The organism is Campylobacter concisus, from assembly GCF_003049705.1.
GTDB classification, from domain to species: Bacteria; Campylobacterota; Campylobacteria; order Campylobacterales; family Campylobacteraceae; genus Campylobacter_A; species Campylobacter_A concisus_AR.
The window spans coordinates 157847-178323 of record NZ_PIRF01000004.1 but is presented as its reverse complement, the minus strand read 5'-3'; the positions used below and the strand labels follow the sequence as shown (position 1 = coordinate 178323).

Annotated in this window: 18 protein-coding genes and 1 tRNA gene; 14 read left to right on the top strand and 5 right to left on the bottom strand. The window is 36.9% G+C overall.

Annotated elements, in window-relative coordinates; genetic code table 11:
• Nucleotides 1-2: 2 nt before the first annotated feature.
• Nucleotides 3-917 (bottom strand): acetyl-CoA carboxylase, carboxyltransferase subunit beta, encoded by a 915-nt coding sequence (gene accD, locus CVT05_RS05830; RefSeq protein WP_107698186.1) that lies wholly within the window; start codon nucleotides 915-917, stop codon nucleotides 3-5.
• A gap of 129 nt (nucleotides 918-1046) precedes the next feature.
• Nucleotides 1047-3302, bottom strand: a complete 2256-nt coding sequence (gene bamA / locus CVT05_RS05825) for an outer membrane protein assembly factor BamA (RefSeq protein WP_107698140.1) — start codon at nucleotides 3300-3302, stop codon at nucleotides 1047-1049.
• A 90-nt stretch (nucleotides 3303-3392) separates the two neighbouring features.
• Between bamA and CVT05_RS05820 the strand changes: the two genes are divergently transcribed.
• From CVT05_RS05820 to ribD, 11 genes are all read left to right on the top strand, one after another.
• The gene (locus CVT05_RS05820; protein ID WP_084108777.1) at nucleotides 3393-4223 is read left to right on the top strand and encodes a prephenate dehydrogenase; all 831 of its coding nucleotides are present in this window, start codon (nucleotides 3393-3395) and stop codon (nucleotides 4221-4223) included.
• Between the two features lie 62 nt (nucleotides 4224-4285).
• Nucleotides 4286-5656 (top strand): M23 family metallopeptidase, encoded by a 1371-nt coding sequence (locus CVT05_RS05815; RefSeq protein ID WP_107698139.1) that lies wholly within the window; start codon nucleotides 4286-4288, stop codon nucleotides 5654-5656.
• 61 nt (nucleotides 5657-5717) lie between these two features.
• On the top strand, nucleotides 5718-6602 hold the full coding sequence (lpxC, locus tag CVT05_RS05810) for a UDP-3-O-acyl-N-acetylglucosamine deacetylase (RefSeq protein WP_107698138.1): 885 nt from the start codon (nucleotides 5718-5720) through the stop codon (nucleotides 6600-6602).
• Nucleotides 6603-6643: 41 nt separating this feature from the next.
• Nucleotides 6644-7045: a glycoprotease gene (locus CVT05_RS05805; protein WP_107698137.1), complete on the top strand. Its 402-nt coding sequence runs from the start codon at nucleotides 6644-6646 to the stop codon at nucleotides 7043-7045.
• An 8-nt stretch (nucleotides 7046-7053) separates the two neighbouring features.
• On the top strand, nucleotides 7054-7938 hold the full coding sequence (gene thrB / locus CVT05_RS05800; RefSeq protein WP_107698136.1) for a homoserine kinase: 885 nt from the start codon (nucleotides 7054-7056) through the stop codon (nucleotides 7936-7938).
• 262 nt (nucleotides 7939-8200) lie between these two features.
• Complete coding sequence (infB, locus tag CVT05_RS05790; RefSeq protein WP_107698135.1) at nucleotides 8201-10849, top strand: translation initiation factor IF-2; 2649 nt, start codon at nucleotides 8201-8203, stop codon at nucleotides 10847-10849.
• Nucleotides 10846-11211, top strand: a complete 366-nt coding sequence (gene rbfA / locus CVT05_RS05785; protein ID WP_021090755.1) for a 30S ribosome-binding factor RbfA — start codon at nucleotides 10846-10848, stop codon at nucleotides 11209-11211. Before infB ends, rbfA begins: the two co-directional genes overlap by 4 nt.
• Nucleotides 11204-11620 (top strand): ribosome maturation factor RimP, encoded by a 417-nt coding sequence (rimP, locus tag CVT05_RS05780; RefSeq protein WP_107698134.1) that lies wholly within the window; start codon nucleotides 11204-11206, stop codon nucleotides 11618-11620. The genes rbfA and rimP overlap by 8 nt, the downstream gene beginning before the upstream one ends.
• Nucleotides 11621-13270: a formate--tetrahydrofolate ligase gene (locus tag CVT05_RS05775; RefSeq protein ID WP_107698133.1), complete on the top strand. Its 1650-nt coding sequence runs from the start codon at nucleotides 11621-11623 to the stop codon at nucleotides 13268-13270. It abuts the gene before it with no gap.
• A gap of 11 nt (nucleotides 13271-13281) precedes the next feature.
• Nucleotides 13282-13833, top strand: coding sequence for a hypothetical protein (locus CVT05_RS05770; protein ID WP_107698132.1), 552 nt, complete (start codon nucleotides 13282-13284; stop codon nucleotides 13831-13833).
• Between the two features lie 15 nt (nucleotides 13834-13848).
• Nucleotides 13849-14910, top strand: a complete 1062-nt coding sequence (gene ribD, locus CVT05_RS05765; RefSeq protein WP_107698131.1) for a bifunctional diaminohydroxyphosphoribosylaminopyrimidine deaminase/5-amino-6-(5-phosphoribosylamino)uracil reductase RibD — start codon at nucleotides 13849-13851, stop codon at nucleotides 14908-14910.
• On the opposite strand, the gene CVT05_RS05760 is transcribed toward ribD, so the two are convergent.
• From CVT05_RS05760 to CVT05_RS05750, 3 genes are all read right to left on the bottom strand, one after another.
• Nucleotides 14907-15770: a VIT1/CCC1 transporter family protein gene (locus tag CVT05_RS05760; RefSeq protein ID WP_107698130.1), complete on the bottom strand. Its 864-nt coding sequence runs from the start codon at nucleotides 15768-15770 to the stop codon at nucleotides 14907-14909. The genes ribD and CVT05_RS05760 overlap by 4 nt on opposite strands.
• A 55-nt stretch (nucleotides 15771-15825) precedes the next feature.
• Nucleotides 15826-15910: transfer RNA gene (locus CVT05_RS05755), tRNA-Leu, on the bottom strand.
• Between the two features lie 43 nt (nucleotides 15911-15953).
• Nucleotides 15954-16256 (bottom strand): F0F1 ATP synthase subunit C, encoded by a 303-nt coding sequence (locus tag CVT05_RS05750; RefSeq protein ID WP_004317263.1) that lies wholly within the window; start codon nucleotides 16254-16256, stop codon nucleotides 15954-15956.
• 205 nt (nucleotides 16257-16461) lie between these two features.
• Between CVT05_RS05750 and CVT05_RS05745 the strand changes: the two genes are divergently transcribed.
• Genes CVT05_RS05745 through CVT05_RS05735 form a run of 3 tightly spaced genes read left to right on the top strand, consistent with a single transcriptional unit; the run spans nucleotide 16462 to nucleotide 20476 of the window.
• Nucleotides 16462-17808, top strand: a complete 1347-nt coding sequence (locus CVT05_RS05745) for a sodium-dependent transporter (protein WP_107698129.1) — start codon at nucleotides 16462-16464, stop codon at nucleotides 17806-17808.
• Nucleotides 17805-19136, top strand: a complete 1332-nt coding sequence (locus CVT05_RS05740) for a sodium-dependent transporter (protein WP_107698128.1) — start codon at nucleotides 17805-17807, stop codon at nucleotides 19134-19136. Before CVT05_RS05745 ends, CVT05_RS05740 begins: the two co-directional genes overlap by 4 nt.
• On the top strand, nucleotides 19136-20476 hold the full coding sequence (locus CVT05_RS05735; RefSeq protein ID WP_021090462.1) for a sodium-dependent transporter: 1341 nt from the start codon (nucleotides 19136-19138) through the stop codon (nucleotides 20474-20476). Before CVT05_RS05740 ends, CVT05_RS05735 begins: the two co-directional genes overlap by 1 nt.
• The last annotated feature ends 1 nt before the right edge of the window (nucleotide 20477 follow it).

Sequence of the window (20477 nt, the reverse complement as noted above, 5' to 3'; positions counted from 1 at the left end):
ATTTAGCCTTTGGTTTTTAGCTTTAGTTCAAAGTTGTTTCCACTCTCATCTTGGTTATCTTTTTGATGTATTGTCTTATTATTTGTGAGAAATTTAACCATATCGCTTATATATTTTTTATGTTCGCTTCTTGGCACAATAGCATCGATTAAGCCATGTTCTAATAAAAACTCGGCTCTTTGAAATCCCTCTGGAAGGTCAGCACCAATGGTTTGTTTGATGACCCTTTGACCGGCAAAGCCTATTAAAGCGCCAGGTTCAGCGATTATTAGATCTCCAAGCGAAGCAAAAGAGGCGCTAACACCACCCATTGTCGGATCAGTAAGTATTGAGATGTAAGGTAGTTTCGCTTCATCAAGTAGTTTTAAAGCAGCTGATGTCTTTGACATTTGCATCAAAGAGAATGTGCTCTCTTGCATTCTAGCTCCACCTGAAGCACTCACTATGACTAAAGCTTGGCGTTTTTCTATTGCTCGTTTTATCGCTCTTACGATCTTTTCACCCTCAACTGAAGCTAGCGAACCACCCATGAAGCCAAAGTCAAAAACAACTAGCTGGATCTCTTGTCCGTCGCATTTACCTTCGCCACATATCACTGAGCTTGTGTGTCCTGTTTTTTCTTTATTTTCTGTGATTCTTTTTTTGTATGATTTTTTATCAACAAAATTTAATGGATCTACCGGTTTTAAATTTGCGTCAAATTCTACAAAGCTATCTTCATCACAGATCAAATTTATGCGATCAGTAGCTTTTAGTCTCATATGATAACCGCATTTAGGGCATACATTAAAACAAGCTTCAACTTCTTTGTAGTACATCAGTGAGTGACAGTTGTCGCATTTTACCCAGTGTGTAGGTGCTTCTTCTGGACGAGGTTGAGCTTTTCTTATCTTTGAAAAAATGTCTGAGAAATTCATCTTTTTACCCACTTATATTAAAAATTGTGGGATTATATCTAATGTTAGCCTTGCTTTTTCTTATATGACTTAAAGTTTGTTTATTTGTGGAGGTTTAAAGGGGCAAGCTAGCCCCTTAAAAGTATTTTATTAGAAGCGTCTTCCGATAGTAAATTCAAATGTATTTGTATCATCGCCCTCTTTAGGTTTAAGAGCTTTTGCGAAGATTAGTTGAAGTGGTCCGATAGGTGTTATCCACTCGATACCTGTACCAACTGATGATCTTTTTATCTCGTTTAGACTATTTTCACCGATCATACCATAGTCGTAAAATACAACACCACGCATTTTGACACGATCTATTATAGGGAAGCTTATTTCAGCTGAATTATTAAACGAAGTTTCGCCGCCATATTCGTAGTAGTCGCCATTATATTTTACCTTTGGAGATACGGTTCTGCTCTCGTAACCACGTAAACTTCTTATACCACCAAGGTAAAGTCTTTCGTTGATCGGAGTATATCCTCTTTCCCAAATTTTGCCAAAGCTTGCTTTGTATCTTAAGATAAGATCGTAGTCGATGTACTCTCTAAGACCTAGGTAGTAGTTAAAATTTGTGCGATTTTTGATAAAGTCTATATCGCCACCAAGTCCAGCTATCTCAAATGATGTACTAGCTATGATGCCACGTCTTGGCAAGTAATAATCATCGGTGCTATTATATGTTAAAGCCGGAGTTATAGCGCTTTTTATAGCTTTACCTTCTCTATAAATTTCTTTTTTAGTTTTTGTGTTGATATCTCTTAGTTCATCATCTTTTAAAGTAATTTTGCTTTGCTCAATGTTGTAAGTAAGTGATGCACTTAAATTTCTAGTTAGTTTTCTACCTAGTGTTGTGCTAAAGCCATAGCTTCTCTCTTTATATGTTCTCCAGTCATAGTCATTTGCGTAAAGTGTTCCACCAAGGCTATACTCTGAGTCAAAAATTCTTGGGTTTGTAAGACTTATCTGGCCTGAAAGCTCTCTGTCGCTCTTATCTACGCTTACTTGTCCTTGAAGGCCAGAGCCAAAGATATTTGTGTCAGAAAGTGCTGCATTTAATAATAGTCCGTCACTACTGCCGTATCCGATACCGCCGCTTATTGAGCCAGTCGAAGCCTCTTTTACTTTTACTTTTAGATCGACAGTATTTTTATCAACTGGATCTTCTTCTATCTCAACATCGTCAAAGTAGCTTGTTCTTTTTAATGCATCTTTTGAGTCTTGAAGGTCGGTTCTGCTATATAAATTTCCTTCAGTTAGATAAAGTTCGCGTCTTACAACGCGGTCAACAGTCCTATCGTTTCCTGAAATTTGAACATTTCTTATATATACTTTTTCGCCAGGATCTACTTCATAATCAATATCGACAGTTTTATTTTCATCAAATTTATCAGTTTTTGGATAGACTTTTACAAATGCATAACCTTTATCAGCAACCATATCATCGAGCTTTTTCATATCTTGGCGAAGTCTTGCTGAGTTCATCGTATCGCCAGCCTCAAGCCTAAAGTCATCTATGATCTTTTCAGTATCAAGCTCTAGCTCTTCAGGTGCCGTAATGCTTACATTTGAAACCTTATAAGGCTCACCTTCATGAACATAATAAGTGAGATCAGCCGTGTAATTATCAAACGATGAATTTAAATAAGGTGACGAAATAGTCGCGTCTAAATAGCCTTTTTGGAAATATTTGTCTTGTATTCTTGCCGGATCATTTTCAAGCTCAAAAAGTTTAACTTTACCATCATTTCTGCCCCAAAGCCAGCCCATAAATTCTCTACTTTTATTTGCAACTACTGGCTCAATGTCGTCATAATCAAACTCTTTTGCACCGACTAAATTTACATTTTTGATTATCATATTTTCGCCACGGTTTATGTTAAGTGTTATAAAAAGTGAGCTGTCGTTATCTGCAACTGGTTGTTTTTCTACGTCTACAACGGTATCAAAATAACCCTTTGACTCATAATACTGACGAATTCTCTCTTTAGTTTTTTCTATTGTAAGCTCATCATACATATTGCCTGGTTTGATGTTGATTAGCGACTCGATCGCAGTTTTATCATTTGTTACGACGCCTTTTAGATCGACTCTCGCAACACTTGGCTTCTCTTTTACAGCTACTAAAAGATTGCCATTGCCTGTATCTTCTATGTAGATATCGTCGAAATAATTTTGTTTGTATAAATTTGTGATCGCCTTATCGCTAAGCTTTGGAGTCAAATCCTGACCGACTTTTAGGCCCATTATTTGGCTTGCTACTTCAGGCGAAAGGTGAATTAGGCCTTTAAAATTTATTGACTGGATTGTTTGTGCGCTTAGTCCACTGAAAGCTAATGCTAATAAAAATAATTTCTTTTTCATTAAATTTAACCTAGAGTTTTAGTATAAGTGCGTATAATATCATATTTTATTTTTAATAAATTTAAATTTTATAATTTTGAAGGTTTTTTTATGAAAATAGGTATCATCGGACTTGGTCTTATGGGCGGCTCACTTGGGCTAGCATTAAAAGATGAAAAATTAATCTCTTGTGTTAGCGGATACGACAAAGATGAAAATCATAGCAAAAAGGCCTTAGAGCTTGGCTTGGTGCATGAAATTTTAAGCATTGACGAGATGAAAAAGAAGTGTGACATCATCTTTTTGGCTGTACCAGTCGAGGCTATCGTGAGCATCGTGCAAAATTTAACTGATATCAGCGAAGATACAACTATTATTGATTTTGGCTCAACTAAACAAAAGATCATCGAGGCAGTACCAGAAAAAATTCGTAAAAATTTCATCCCAGCTCACCCGATGGCAGGTACTGAGTATTCTGGTCCAGAGGCTGCCTTTAAATCACTTTACACAGGAGCAACTGTTATCGTTTGTGACTTTGCAGAAAGCGCAGAAAAACATGTAAAAAGAAGCGTGGAGTTATTTTCTTGCCTTGGCATGAAGATTATTTTTATGAGTGCGAAAGAACATGATCATCACGTGGGTCTTATTTCGCATTTGCCTCATGCGATTGCATTTTCGCTTGCTAGTGGGATATTAAAAGAAGAGGATAAAAGGCATATTGTAGCACTAGGTGGACCTACATTTAAGGGCATGATACGTGTTGCAAAGAGTTCGCCTTTTATGTGGAGCGATATCTTTAAGCAGAATAAAAATAATGTTGTTGAAGCTATAAATATGTTTGAAAAAGAGCTAAATTTGTGCAAAGATCTCATCAAAGATGAACGCTGGGACGAACTTTTTGCCTGGATGAGCGACGCTAGGGCTGTAAGAGAAATTTTGTAATTAACTAAAAATTTATTGATTTACGTGTAAAATTTTGCAAATTAAATTTAAGGTAAAAATATATGTATAGACGTGGAATTGGTGGTTTTGGTATTGTTGTGCTTTTGCTAATTTTAATTTTAGCCGGTGGTTTTGGCTATGCTTTGATGTCAAAAGATTTTGAGCGAAATGAACCAATAATCGGTGTTGCTGATAAGGTTTATTGGAATCTTAGAACCCCAATGAATATCAAATTTAAAGACGATAGCGGTATAAAATTTGTACGAATTAGTATGAATGATGGGAAAAATGATCTAAATTTATTAAATCAAATCATACAAAATCCAAGTACCGAGCTTGATGTAAATTTAACCTTTCCAAAGACTGGCTTTTTTGCTCAAAAAGATACTTATGAGATGAATATTGAAGCTGTAGATACTAGTAAATGGAGCTTTTTTACTGGCAACAAAGCTAGTAAAAAGGTTGAAGTGGTGCTTGATACTTCAAAGCCTGATCTTTACGTGCTTTCGCAGTCTTATTCTATCTCAAAAGGTGGTAGTGCGGTTGTGGTCTTTAGAGCGACTGATAACCAGCTAAAAGAGGTCTATGTGCAGACAAATTTTGGTAAGAAATTTAAGGCTGTCCCATTTTATAAAGAGGGCTTTTATGCAGCACTCGTTGCTTGGCCAGTTCAGGTTGAAAATTTTAGTGCTGAGGTCATTGCAAGAGACTTTGCAGGCAACGAAAGCAAGTCACATGTTAGATATTTTTACGAAAATGTAAAGTATAAAACTTCAACTATTGCATTAAATGATAGATTTTTAGATGGTAAGATAGTTGATTTAACTGATCAATATGCAAAAGATCCAAGCGCACTTTCAAGACTTGAAAAGATGAGATTTGTCAATGAAACGCTTAGAAATTCAAACGAAGAAAAAATAACAGCACTTACTACAAATCCTGGTGATGAGATGTTAACTAGCTTTAGTGTGACACCATTTTACCCACTAAGAAATGGTAAAAAAGTGGCTGACTTCGCCGATCACCGATACTATACATATAATAACGAGCAAGTAAGCGAATCTTGGCATATGGGAATAGACTTTGCAAGTGTGGCAGCGGCTCCTATAATAGCTAGTAATGCCGGCCGTGTCGTACTTGCATCTGAAAATGGAATTTATGGATTAAATATTGTGATAGATCATGGATTTGGGCTTTATTCGCTTTATGGACACTGCTCAAGCACTAGAGTAAAAGAGGGCGATATGGTGGCAGCTGGCGATCAGATAGGTACTACTGGAACTAGTGGTCTTGCGCTTGGAGATCACCTTCACTTTGGAATTTTAGTCCAAGGTGAAGAGGTAAGACCTCAACAATGGATGGATAAAAAGTGGATAAAAGACAATATCACAAGTGTCTTAGATGCTGCAAAAGCAATGATAGACAAGAACTAAAAATTTGAAAAATTGATTTTTTAGTGCTATCATAAGCGGATTAAAAATATAAGGAAAATTCTTGAAACAAACTACTATCGCAAGACGCGTTGAGACCGTTGGTATAGGGCTTCATAAAGGTGAGCCGATAAGACTTATACTAGAACCTCTTGATGCAAATTCTGGTATTATTTTGCACCGCGAAGATCTTGGTATTAGTTTTAAAGCTGAACCTAAAAATGTTATAAATACGCAGATGGCAACCGTTGTTGGCAACGAAAAGGGCTTTATTAGTACGATCGAACACCTGATGTCAGCCATAAATGGTTATGGTATTGATAATATTAGAATTTCTGTTGATGCAAATGAAATTCCTGTCATGGATGGCAGTGCGATAAGCTTTTGTATGCTACTTGATGAAGCTGGCATAAGATATCTTGATGCTGGCAAAAAAGTAATTCTTGTTAGGCGCGAAGTTGAAGTCGTTGAGGGTTCTAAATTTGTACGAACTTCACCTTCAAGAAGTCCAAAATTTGACTATACGATAAAATTTGATCATCCAGTTATTGGTGAACAAAGATATGTTTTTGATTTTAGTAAAAGTTCGTTTATAAAAAATATAGCTCGTGCTAGAACTTTTGGCTTTTTGAAAGATTTACAACGTTTACAAGCTCAAAATTTAGCTCTTGGTGCATCGCTTGATAATGCCGTGGCAATCGATGATACGCATATCCTAAATCCAGAAGGTTTGAGATTTGAAAATGAGTTTGTAAGGCACAAAATTTTAGATGCGATTGGCGATTTAAGCTTGCTTGGGGCGCCTTTGTTGGGCGATTATACAGCATTTGCTGGAAGTCACGATCTAAATCACAAATTAACTCTTGCTTTGATGGCCGATGAGAAAAACTACGAGATCTCAACTCTAAATGGTGAACTTCTAAAAGAGTATCAAAAGGTATTTGCATAGAAAATATTGAAATTTTAGTTGTCTCTTTATCGACTCCGCTCTTGGTTGGAGTCTATAAAGACGGCGTAAAATTTGATGAAATTACAACTGATGAACATGTCAGTGAAGCTTTGATAAAAATCTTAGAAAATTTATCCTCTAAATTTAATATCACAAAAATTATCTATGCAAATACGCCAGGCAGTTTTATGGGGCTAAAGGTGGCCTATGTCATCTTAAAGACTTTCTCTTTAGCAAAGGGTTGCGAATTTTATGCGGTTAGCGGCTTTAGCTTAAATGGCAGCCAAGCTATAAGGGCAAATAAAAATTTGAGCTTCGTTTTAAAGGATGGCGAAATTTCACTTGAAAAAGTGGAGCCAGTAGGATTTAGGTTGCCTTTAAATTTAGATGAATTAAAACTAAATTCAGATACACTTCCAGATTATATCATCCAAGCAGTTTAGGAGAAATTTTGAATATCTTAGTCCCTGCAACAAGTGCGAATTTGGGCCCTGGTTTTGATGCTTTGGGGCTTAGTTTGAAGCTTTTTAATAGCGTAAAAATCGAGCCAGCAAAATTTAGCTCAGTGTCGATAAACGGCGAAGGCAGTGGAAGTGTAAATTTAAAGAGAAATAATATATTCTTAAGTATTTTTAATGAAATTTTTTTTGAGCTAACTGGTAAAAATGAAAATTTTAGAGTCGTTTTTGAAAATAATATCCCATTTTCAAGGGGGCTTGGCAGTAGCTCCGCTGTTGTCGTTGGAGCCATTGCTTCAGCATACGAAATAGCTGGTTTTAAGGCAAGTAAAGATACAGTTTTGAATAAAGCTATCATCTACGAAACCCATCCTGATAATATCTCACCAGCAGTTCACGGCGGATTTATCAGCGCGATCGTAAAAAATGGCAATGTTTACGCAAATAAAATAAGTTTAAGCGACGAGATAAAGGCGGTAGTTGTTATCCCAAATAAGCCAATGAGTACATCCTCGTCAAGACAAATTTTACCAAAGAACTATACGATGAAAGAGTGTGTAAATAACTTATCTCATGCCGCTTTTTTAACGTCTTGTTTTTATGAAAAAAAGTATGATCTCTTAAAAATAGCAAGCAAAGATTTGATGCATGAAGAGCGTAGAATGCATGCTTTAGAAGAGCTTTTTGAAGTTAGAAAAGTAGCTTATGAAAATGGTGCTTTAATGAGTACGCTTTCAGGCTCAGGCTCAAGCTTTTTAAATATCGCTTACAAAGATGATGCTAAAAATTTACAAGATATTTTAAAGAGTAAATTTAGTGATTTTAGGGTTGAGGTTTTTTCATTTGATAACGATGGATACGAAATTACGCAAAGCTAAAAACAAGTTTAAAAAGATATAATGAACAAAAATAATCCTGTAAGGACATGTGTCGCTTGTAAAATTAAAATTTCTCAGAGCTTGCTAAAAAGATACCGCTTGGTAGGTAAAAATTTAGAGCATGGCAAAGGAAATGGTCGTAGCTTTTATCTGTGCGACAAATGTATACAAAAAGATATAAAAATTTTAAAAAAAATAATTGATAAACAAACTAAAGGTGCTTTTATTTGTGATGCACCGAAGTTAAAGGAGATACTCTTAAATGAGCAATGTTAGGATTTCAGAGATCGCAAACGAGCTTGGCTATCCAAGTAAAGAGATAGTAGAAAAAGCTCAAGAGCTAGGATTAAAAGTCAAAACTCACTCAAATGCAGTTAGCCTTGAAGAGGCCGAAGCTATATATGAATATGTTCAAACTGGCGTGATACCAGATAAATTTAAAAAGAAAAAGAGTGAACCTAAACCAAAAAAAGAGCCTAAAAAAGAAATAGAAAAAGAGTCAGTAAAAAAAGAAGAAAAGCAAAAAAGTGAACCTAAAAAAGCTACTACTAAAACTGAGTCAAAGTCGGTAAAAGCTGAGACTAAGAAAGAGGCACAAATTTTAGAAGAAAAACAAAAAATTGAGCCTAAAAAAGAAGAAATCAAAGTAGAGCAAAAACAAGTCGAAGCTCCAAGACCAAAAGAGAGCTTGGCTGATGTGACTCAAAAAAGACGTGGCCTTGTGATAGTAAAAAAGAAAAAAGACTATGAAGCGCCAATTGCTACAAAAGAAGAGAAAAAGCCTGAGCCAAGCATAGCTAACATAAGCGATTTTAAAAGTATGTTTTCAGCAAATGATGAAAATTTAGCTAAGAAAAAGAAAAAAGATAAAAAAGTAGTTGTTGCAAGTAAAAAGGATAGCGCTCAGAAGATGGATCTGCTTGGCGGAAGTGATTTTGGTGACATTGTACTAGAAGATGAAGATGTAGTCGTTCTTCCTGATTTTAGTTTTAAAACCCCAGCACCAGCACCTGCTCAAAAGACAAAACAGCCAAATGTTATGAGAACTACGGTCAACAATACGATAAATTCATTTGGCGAAGGCGGCATTCAAAGAAGAGCTAGAAAAAAACACAAAAAGCCTGAAAATAAACAAAACAGTGAAGCTGTGACATCTATAAATATTCCAAAAGAAATTCGTGTTTATGAATTTGCTGAAAAGCTAAACAAACAGCCAAGCGAGATCATAGGTAAGTTATTTATGCTTGGTATGATGACAACTAAAAATGACTTTTTGGATGAAGATGCGATAGAAATTTTAGCCGATGAGTTTAATGTAGAGGTTAATATCATCGACGATCAAAAAGAATTTGACTACGTAGCAGCCTATGAGGAAGAGATAAAAGACGATGAAAATCTCCAGCCAAGAGCACCAGTTATAACCATCATGGGCCACGTTGATCATGGTAAAACTTCATTGCTTGATTACATAAGAAAATCACGTGTAGCAGTAGGAGAGGCCGGCGGTATCACTCAGCATGTTGGTGCTTATATGGTCAATAAAAACGGCAAAAACATCACATTTATCGACACTCCAGGTCACGAAGCGTTTACTGCTATGCGTGCAAGAGGTGCTGGTGTAACTGATATAGTTATCATTGTTGTTGCAGCAGATGACGGCGTAAAACCACAAACAAAAGAGGCAGTTAGTCACGCAAAAGCTGCTGGTGTACCAATAATCATCGCGATAAACAAAATGGATAAAGAGTCAGCAAATCCTGACCTGGTAAAGACTGGTCTTGCTGAGCTTGATATCATGCCAACAGAGTGGGGCGGAAAGTATGAATTTGTGCCAATCTCTGCAAAAACAGGCATGGGTATAGATGATCTACTTGAGATCGTACTTTTACAAGCTGAGCTTTTAGAACTAAAAGCAAATCCAAAGGCAAACGCAAAAGCAACTGTTATCGAGAGCTCACTTCAAAAAGGTCGTGGTCCAGTAGCTACTATCATCGTTGAAAATGGTACGCTTCATGTTGGAGATACTGTCGTAGCTGGTGTTGCATATGGAAAGATAAGAAGCTTGCTTAATGACCAAGGTAAGCCTTTGCAAGATATAAAACCAGGCGAATGCGGTGTGATAGTAGGTCTTAGCGAGATAGCAGAGGCAGGCGAGACGCTAATAGGCGTAAAAACTGATAAAGAGGCTCGTGAATACGCGCAGAAAAAGGCTGAATATATCCGCCAAAAAGAGCTTAGCAAGAGCACAAAAGTTAGTATTGATGAGCTTAGTGCTAAGATCGCTGAAGGTGAGTTAAAGACGCTTCCAGTTATTATTAAAGCTGACGTTGGTGGCTCACTTGAGGCGCTAAAAGCAAGTCTAGAAAAACTAGCAAATGATGAGATCAGGGTAAATGTCATCCACTCAGGTGTTGGCGGCATCACGCAAAGCGATGTAGCACTTGCTAGTGCGAGCGAAGACTGTATAATCCTTGGCTTTAACATAAGACCAACTGGCGAGATAAAAGAAAAGGCAAAAGAGAGTGGCGTTGAAATTAAAACTTATAACGTTATTTATAATTTAATTGACGACGTGAAAGCAATCTTGGGCGGACTAATGTCACCAATCATCAGAGAAGAGCAGCTTGGTCAAGCTCAGGTTCGTCAAGTGATCCATGTGCCAAAAGTTGGTGCTATCGCTGGATGTATCGTCACTGAGGGCACGATAAACAGAGGCGCAAAAATTCGCCTTATTAGAGAAGGTGTGGTCGTTTATGAGGGCTCAGTAAGTTCGCTCAAACGCTTCAAGGATGACGTTAAAGAGGTCGCTAAAGGCTACGAGTGTGGCGTTGGTATCGAAAATTTCAATGACATCAGAGAAAACGACTATATCGAAAGCTTCAAAGAAGTCAAGGAGAAAGCTACTCTATGAACGCTAACGAAATAAAGCGTATGAGAACAGAGAGTGTGCTAAAAGAGCTCATTCCAGAGGCTCTAGCCACTCTTGAAGATAGCATTTTAAAAGGGCTTTGCGTCACCGATGTCGAGTGTAAAAAGGGCAGATATGATGCCTTTGTTTATCTTGATAAGATGGCTTTTGATGAGCGTGAACAAGAGTATATTTTGGGGCATCTAAAGCGAGTTTGTAGGCATTTGCAAAACCACTGTATGGCAGCTGAGGGCTGGTATAGATGCCCAAATTTTCACTTTAAATTTGATGATAGATTAGAGTATCAAAACCATATGGATAAGTTGTTTGATAAAATTTCAAAGGATTTAAACAAAAATGGATAATTTAGACAAACTAGTACGCGAATGCGGTGTAGAGCTTTACGACAGCGAGATCGCAAATGAAAATGGTAAGGCTATTTTTAGAGTTTATATCACGAAAAATGGCGGAGTTAGCCTAGATGACTGTGAAAAAGTGAGCCGTCTACTCTCGCCTATCTTTGACGTGACACCACCAGTTAGTGGGGACTATAACCTTGAAGTTAGCTCGCCTGGCCTTGAAAGAAAGCTTAGTAAGCCATCTCATTTTAAATCAAGCATCGGTGAGCTAGTTAAAATTCAAACCGAGGCTGATAAATTTACAGGAAGACTCGTAAAAGCGGATGAAGAGAACATCGCAGTAGAAAACGAAGAGGGAATTTTTGAGATCAACATCAGTGAGATAAAAAAAGCAAAAACATATTTGGAGTGGTAAATGCTAAGCGACATCGAGATAACTCATCAAACAAAACTAGAACACATCAGTAAAGTTGCTGCAAGACTAGGTTTAAGCGAAGACGAGCTTGAACTTTACGGCAAATTTAAGGCTAAAATTTCCCCTAGACTTGAGCCATCAAACTCAAAGCTCATCTTAGTCACCGCGACTAACCCAACCCCATACGGCGAGGGCAAAACGACTATGTCGATCGGCCTAGCTGACGCGCTAAATTCACTTAATAAAAAGGTTTGCCTAGCACTTCGCGAGCCATCTCTTGGACCAGTTTTTGGCATAAAGGGTGGAGCAGCAGGTGGTGGCTACTCGCAGCTTGCGCCTATGGAGGATCTAAATTTACACTTCACTGGCGATTTTCACGCGATAACATCGGCAAATAACCTGATTTCTGCAATGATAGATAATAGCCTCTATCAAGAAAACCCACTAAAAATAGAGAAAATTTTATGGAAGCGCTGTATGGATATGAACGACCGCGCGCTTAGATTTATCACTGTGGGTCAAGGTGGCAGAACGGATGGCGTGCCAAGAGAAGATGGCTTTAACATCACTGCAGCAAGCGAGATCATGGCTGTACTTTGTCTAGCCACAAGCTTATCTGATCTAAAAGAGCGCGTGGCAAACATCATGGTTGCCTATGATAGTGATAAAAAGCCTATCTATGTGCGTGATCTAGGCTGCCAAGACGCTGTTTGTATACTTTTAAAAGATGCGATCAAGCCAAATTTATTTCAAACACTAGAGCACACACCTACGCTTGTGCATGGCGGTCCATTTGCAAACATCGCACACGGCTGCAACTCAGTCATCGCAACAAAAACAGCTCTAAATTTAGCAGACTACGTCATCACAGAAGCTGGCTTTGGCTCGGAGCTTGGAGCGGAGAAATTTTTAGATATAAAATGCAGGGTTGCTGATATCAAACCAAGTGCTGTAGTGCTTGTAAGTACGATCAGATCGCTAAAATATAACGGCGAAGCAAACAAGGACGAGATAACAAAACCAGATATGAACGCCCTTAAAAAAGGTATCGAAAATCTTGGCGGACACATCGAAAATTTAAAAGGTAAATTTGGTCAAAACGTGGTTGTGGCGCTTAATAAATTTGGCTTTGACACTGATGAAGAGATAAATTTCGTAAAAGAGTACTGCCGTGAGCTTGGCGTAGAAGTGGCAGTTTGTGAGAATTTCTTAAAAGGTGGCAAAGGTGCGATTGAGCTTGCCGAGCTAGTTTTAAAAGCGTGCGATAAGCCAAGTAAGATAAATTTCACATACGAGATGAGCGATGATACGAAAACTAAAATAGAAAAAGTCGCTAAGGAAATTTATGGAGCTGGTGAGGTGGTCTTTGAGGAAGCCGCTCTTAAAAAGATTGAGATGATAAAAGAGCTCAATTTGAGTCATTTGCCAGTTTGTATCGCAAAAACTCAGTATTCATTTAGCGACGATGCGAAGCTTTTGGGTAGAGCAAAGGGCTTTATATTTAGCGTAAAAGACCTTGACATTAGAACGGGAGCTGGCTTTATCGTCGCAGTTTGCGGTAAGATCATGCTAATGCCAGGACTTCCAAAAGTGCCAGCTGCTGTCAATATGAAGATAGATGCAGACGGCAAGATTGACGGCTTATCGTAAATTTAGAAAATATGAAATTTGTAAAAATACTCTTTTTAATAGTTTTAAGTGTTTTCTTCGTTGGATGTGGTGGAAGATATAAATATAATGTTGAGCCAACGCCGATACAAAAAGGCGTGGCTAAATACATTGTTAGTGATTTTAACCTAACATTGATAAATCAACCAACTAGATACGAGCACAACACTAACTATAAAAATGAAAGCGAACTTTGTGATGAGTTTATGGAATTTATAAACAAACATCTAAAAGAGCAGGGCATTTTAGGGGACGAAAATAGCTTCAAGATAAAAATACAAATGGACTATAAAAGATGGTTTAACTGGGGTGGCAAGGCGTTAAACAAGCCACACTTTCGCTATAGCGTGGAAATTTATGATAACGCTGATAGGCTTTTGGTCTCTTACGCTATACCACTTTCTACAACGAAATATAGCTATTTTAAAGAGATCGCGGTTTTGGCAGAGATTGCTGCTTTTAGGTGGGACGCAGAGGATGAGCCGACCGATATTGACTTGATCTCAAAAACTCTTGTTGATGAGATAAAAGATATAGGAAAATAAATATAGTCTGCTAAGATGAACGACGAATTTTACATGGATCTTGCTTTAAGCGAGGCTTGGAAATTTCAGATCTTGACCTATCCAAATCCAGCCGTTGGATGCCTTATCCTTGATAAAAATGGTCAAATTTTATCTTGCAAGGCTCATGAAAAGGCTGGATATTTACACGCTGAACCGACAGCGATACTTTTTGCACTTTGCAAAAAAAGTGAAAAATTTAAAGAAGATTTTATAAAAGCATATAACGATAAATTTAACTCTAATATAAAAGAGGACGAATTTGGCCTTTTGGAGCCAAAATTTACCTACGAATTTATACTAAATAACCACTCAAATTTACTAAAAAATGCAAAGGCTTACGTCACGCTTGAACCTTGCCTACATCATGGCAAAACGCCACCTTGTGCAAATTTGCTAAAAGAACTTGGCTTTAGTAGGGTGATAATAGGCAGCTACGATAAAAATAAAATCGCAAGTGGTGGTAGTAATTTGCTTAAAAGCACTGGTATAAAAGTTAAACTTGGCATTTTAAAAGAGCGTTGTGATAAGCTACTTGAGCCATTTTTAGCCTATCAAAATGGTGGCTTTAGCTTTTTAAAAATCGCAATTAGTAAAAATGGTGTGGCAAGTGGCGGCATCATCACAAATGAACTTAGCCGTACACACGTCCATAAACTAAGAAGCGTCATAGATACGCTAGTGATCGGCGGCAACACAGTGCGAGTTGATCGCCCAAAGCTTGATAGTAGGCTAGTAAGTGGCGGCAAAAATCCAGATGTCATAATCTACTCAAGAAGTGATAAATTTGATAGGACAATACCACTTTTTAGCGTGTCAGGGCGCAAAGTTAGCATTCAAAAAGAGTTTAATCTAAAAGGACTTTGCATGTTTGAAGGGGCTGGTGAGTTTTTAAAACTTGCAAAAGAGGGCAAGCTAGCAAATGTAAAGTGGCTACTTATCTATCAAAGCTCAAATTTTAAGGATGGTAAAAGCTTGAGCCTTGATCTAAATTTAAAGCCACTATTTAGTGGGAATTTTGGAGACGATAGCTACACCTGGTATGAAATTTTGGATTAAATATCTAAGCCAAAATAGTGCTTGACTAAAAAGCCAATACCAAACGAAATGATCGCAACACCAAAAGTTATCACACACATCTCAATCACTCTTGGTAAAAATTTAAGCTCTTTTGCCACGCTTATGTAAAAGTTGTAAGTGATAATGGCAACAAAGGCAAAGAAAAACATCGACAAGACAGCGTAAACACCACTTGAAAAGATGAAAAATGGAAGTATCAAAAACGCCGTTGTTATGATGTAAGAACCACCTGTGTAGAGCGAATAGGTAAGCGGTTTGATCTCGTCGCTTGGATTTTCTTTTGACTCAAGATATGCTGAGCCAGCCATGGAAAGTGCAGCTGCAATACCCATGATAAGGCCCGTCGCACCAACTGATTTTGTATTTGAAAAAGCTAGAGCGATGCCACTTAGCGTGCCAGTTAACTCAACTAATGCGTCATTCATACCAAGAACAATGCCGCCGGCATTTACGAGCTTTGTGTCTTTTAGCATAGAGATTAAATTGTTTTCATGATTTACTTCTTCATCATAAATATCTCTAGCTTCAGGATACTCATCAACGATACCAAGATAAAATTGCTCTGCGTCTTCTTCGCGTGACTCCATAAATTTTAAAGTAAAAGAGGTTCCAAAAATTTTAACGAGTATCGTATAGAATATGACTTTGAATAAATTTGCAGTTCTACTCTCACCTGTTATCTTTTGGCAAAAAGCATAGTGTCGTTTTTCTTCAGTGATTAATTTACGAAGTATTTTTTTATTTTCTTCATTTTTTTCACTAGCTTCAAGTAGCGTATAGATAGCGGTATCATCTGCTTCATTTTGTAGCTGTTTTAAAGCACGCTTTTTATCTAGCATAAATTCCCCCTTTTTAAATTTTGTAAGATTTTGGATTTTGAAGTGTAAGATTGGATGGTGCGATCAGCGAGACTCGAACTCGCACACCTAACGGCACTACCCCCTCAAGATAGCGTGTCTACCAATTCCACCATGATCGCAAAAAGAGTAAAGCCCCAAAGGGGCTAAATTTAAGCTTTACGCTTAGCCAAGCATTGGGTTTGCGTAAAGAACGATAAGTGTAATAACAAGTGCGTAGATAACTTGTGCTTCGATCATCGCAAGAGCGATAAACATTGTAGTCATAAGTTTGCTACCAACACCTGGGTTTCTAGCTGTTCCGCTAATTGTTGCAGCAGCTGTATTACCCATACCAATAGCGCCACCAAGGGCTGCAAGGCCAAGACCAATACCACCAGCGATAACTGAATATGATCTAATCATCTCGCCATCAGCGCCAAATGCAAATGCAGCAAGACCAAGAATTAAAAACACGATCTTTTTCATCGTTGCTCCTTTAAAATTTTAAAGCTCTTTCGGATCTGTCCCCTACTTAAACTTTATGAGCCGTAATATTACAAAAACAAAACTTTGTTTCAAATAAAAACACTAAAAATTTAAATTGCCCATAAAAAATTCTTGGCTTAGAAAAATAAAAGTTTTTTTATGTTATCTTTGAAAAAATTAATTTATTCTTAATCTCAGGTAATCAATGATAAATGAAAAATTTTCAAAAATAGGCTTTGTTCTTGCTATGGCAGGATCGGCTGTTGGACTTGGTAATGCATGGAAATTTCCAACAATGGTAGGAAACAATGGTGGCTCAGCGTTTATAATTTTATATTTACTTCTCACGTTTGCTATCGCTTTTGTAGCGTTTTTAGCGGAGCTTAGCATTGGTAAGCTTGGTGAGAGTGACGTTGTAAGCTCCATTTATAAACTTGCTCCAAAACATAAAAAAATATGGTCCCTTTCAGGCTTTTTTATGATAGGAGCGATACTTATTGCTTCGTTTTATATGGTTGTCATTGGCTGGATATTAAAGTATATTTATCTTGGCTTTTCGCCACTTTTGGCTGATACTAAAGAAGCAGCAGTGCAGTTTAATACGCTTTTATCAAATGATCTAAGTAGTGCTATTGTTTGCTTTAGCTTGGTCTTTTTGATGGTATTTTTTGCTGTTTCAAAAGGTGTGAAAAGTGGTATTGAGAAGCTAAATATTTGGATGATGCCGGGCCTTTTTATACTGCTTGTTTGTATACTTTTTTATGCAATTAGCATGGGTGATGGCTTTGTTAAGGCGGCTAAATTTTTATTTGTGCCAAATTTTAGTGCGATCACGCCAGATGTTGTTTTGCGAGCTCTTGGACTTGCATTCTTCTCGCTATCTATGGGTGTCGGCGTCATACCGACATACGCTGCAAATTTACCAGAGCAGACAAATCTTATAAAATCAACGCTTTCTATCATCTTTATAAACATATTAATAGGCATTATGATGGGACTTGTGGTCTTTACATTTATATTTGCTTATGGAGCTGATAGTACGGCAAGTGGACCAGGGCTTATTTTTATCTCACTTGTTACACTTTTTGCAAAGCTTGGGATGGTTGGCAATATCATGGCTATCGCATTTTTTGTTTCACTTTTATTTGCTGGTGTTACAAGTGCTGTTTCGATGATTGAACCATTTGCTTATTATTTGGTTAGAAAATTTGAAATTTCACGTAAAATGGCTCTTGTTTATATTGGAATTTTTGTCTATATTTTAGGTCTTTTTTGTATTTTTTCATATTATGCACAGACGGCTAATATCTTTAGTATTTTTGGCAAGCCAGTCTTTGATGCGCTTGATTTTCTTACTTCAAATATAATGATGCCAATAGGTGCCATAATTTTTAGTTTTTTTGTTGGCTATAAACTTAAAAAAGAGAGCCTATTTCTACTCTTTGGCGAATTTATGGGAAAAGTATTTTTTGAAATTTGGTATTTTGCTTTAAGATACATCGTACCAATCGCAATTTGTGCCATCATGATCTATCAAATAGCAGGTAAATGATGGATAGATTTAGTAAAGTTGGTTTTGTTCTTTCTATCATTGGAGCGGCTATTGGCCTTGGTAATGCATGGAAATTTCCATATATGGTCGGTAGTAATGGCGGTTCAGCATTTATTCTTATATATCTATTTTTTGCTTTTGTTGTTGGCCTTAGCATATTTTTTGCTGAGATGGCAATGGGTAAAATTTCACGCCTTGATACGGTTGGGGCATTTAAGAGTCTAGCTACAAAGGGGGCAAATTCTTGGAAATTTGCTGGTGTTGTGATGGTGACCGGGATATTCATCGCATCTTTTTATACGCTCATTATCGGCTGGGTTTTAAAATACGTTATCTTAAGTCTTGGTGAGCTTCCAAAAGATATGGCAAGCTCAGAAGCGCTTTTTGTAAATTTTACTTCAAAGGGAATAGAGGAGCAAATTTTATATTTTAGCATCGCTTTTTTTGCATACTTTTTTATACTTACAAAAGGTATAAAAAGTGGAATAGAACGTATAAATGTATATCTTATTCCAGCACTTTTTATTTTGCTTTTGCTTATGCTTGGCTACTCTTTTGGCATGAATGGATTTGATGAGGCGGCTAAATTTTTACTTGTACCTGATTTTTCAAAGATAGATCAAAGCGCTATCTTAAATGCTCTTGGGTTAGCTTTTTTTACGATGTGTATTGGCATTGGCTGCATTTTAACTTACTCATCAAGCCTAGGCAATGATACAAATTTATTCACTTCATCACTTTATGTAGTCTTTGCAAATATAATTATTAGCGTAATTATAGGGCTTATAGTTTTTACATTCACCTATGAATTTGGCTCAGAGCCATCAAAGGGTGCAGGGTTAGCATTTATCTCGCTTCCAACGCTTTTTGCAAAGCTTGGTTTGCTTGGAAATTTCTTGGCTTTTGCATTTTTTACATCTTTATTTTTTGCTGGTATAACATCGGTTATTTCGCTAGTCGAGCCATTTATATTTTTCTTAAATAAAAGTTTGGGATTTAGTAGAAATAGATCAATTATCATTGTCGGTGCCGTAGTTTATGTTTTAGGGATTTTATGTGCATTAAGCGGTATTGGCAATTTTAAAGAAGCACTTACATTTTTTGGTAAGAGCTTTTTTGATTTGCTTGATTATCTTAGCTCAAACATTATGCTCCCACTTGGTGGCATTATATTTGCCATTTTTGTTGGGTACTTTATGAAATTTGAGCTTTTAAAAGAGCTATTCTTGCCTTATATGGGTGAGATTGTTTTTAAAATTTGGTATTTTTTAATAAGGTTTGTAGCACCAGTTCTAGTTTTTGTGGTGCTAGTAAGGGAGATTGCATAATGGCAAAAGAACAGTTTTCTAAAATAGGTTATGTTTTAGCAGTTGCAGGGTCAGCTGTTGGACTTGGCAATGCGTGGAAATTTCCATATATGGTCGGTGAAAATGGTGGATCAGCATTTGTTATTTTATATCTTTTGATAACGTTTTTAGTTGGCATACCTATCTTTATGGCAGAGCTAAGTATTGGCAAACTTAGTGAGAGCGATAGTGTAAATGCCTTTAGAAAGTTAGCGAATAAAAATAAAAATTTATGGCAGCTGGTTGGAATTTTAGCTATGGTAACCGCAGCTATAATCTCATCTTATTATATTGTAATCATCGGCTGGGTCTTTAAGTATTTCACGCTATCTTTTACCGGTCTTCCAAACGATATAGAAAGTTCAAAAGTAATATTTAACGAGCTTCTTACACATGGTCTTGGCGAGCAGACACTTTATTTTGTTATAGCATTTGTAGCTTGCTTTTTTATCCTTTCAAAAGGAGTGAAAAGTGGCATTGAAAAGCTAAATGTTTGGATGATGCCAAGCCTATTTATCATGGTTTTAATCATGCTTATCTTTTCTATGACAATGAATGGTTTTACAAAATCGGCTGAGTTTTTACTTGTTCCTGACTTTAGTAAAATTTCATTTAACTCGCTCTTGCTTGCTCTTGGGCTTGCTTTTTGGACACTATCTCTTGGTATGGCAGCGATCATTACATATTCAGCTAGCTTAAGTGATGATACAAATTTAGCTACTTCTACGCTAAGTATCGTTTTTATAAACATCGTCCTAGCCATCATGATGGGTCTTGTTATCTTTACATTTATATTTGAATTTGGCGCAGAGCCGTCTCAAGGACCAGGACTTGTCTTTATCTCGCTTCCAACGCTCTTTGCTAAGCTTGGCGTGATAGGTCAAATTTTAGCTGTGGCATTTTTTGCTGCACTTATCTTTGCTGGCATTACTTCAGCCATCTCTATCGTAGAGCCGTTTGTATTTTTCTTGATCAGAGAGTATGGCATTAGCAGGATAAAAGCTCTTAGCATAGTTGGAGCCGGTGTTTTTGTTTTAGGATTTTTATGTCTTTTATCAAATATAGAAAATGTTGGCGACAAATTTATGCTCTTTGGTAAAAATTTCTTTGATTTTCTTGACTTTACCGCTTCAAATGTTCTGCTTCCAATTAGTGGCATAGGTGGAGCGATATTTGTTGGATATTTTATGAAAAGAGAAGCACTTTATGTGCTATTTAGTCCATATATGAGCGACTTTGTATTTAGTGCGTGGTATTTTTTATTAAGATATGTGGCGCCAGTTTGCGTCTTTATCATCATGATAAATAAATTGTTTTTTTAAG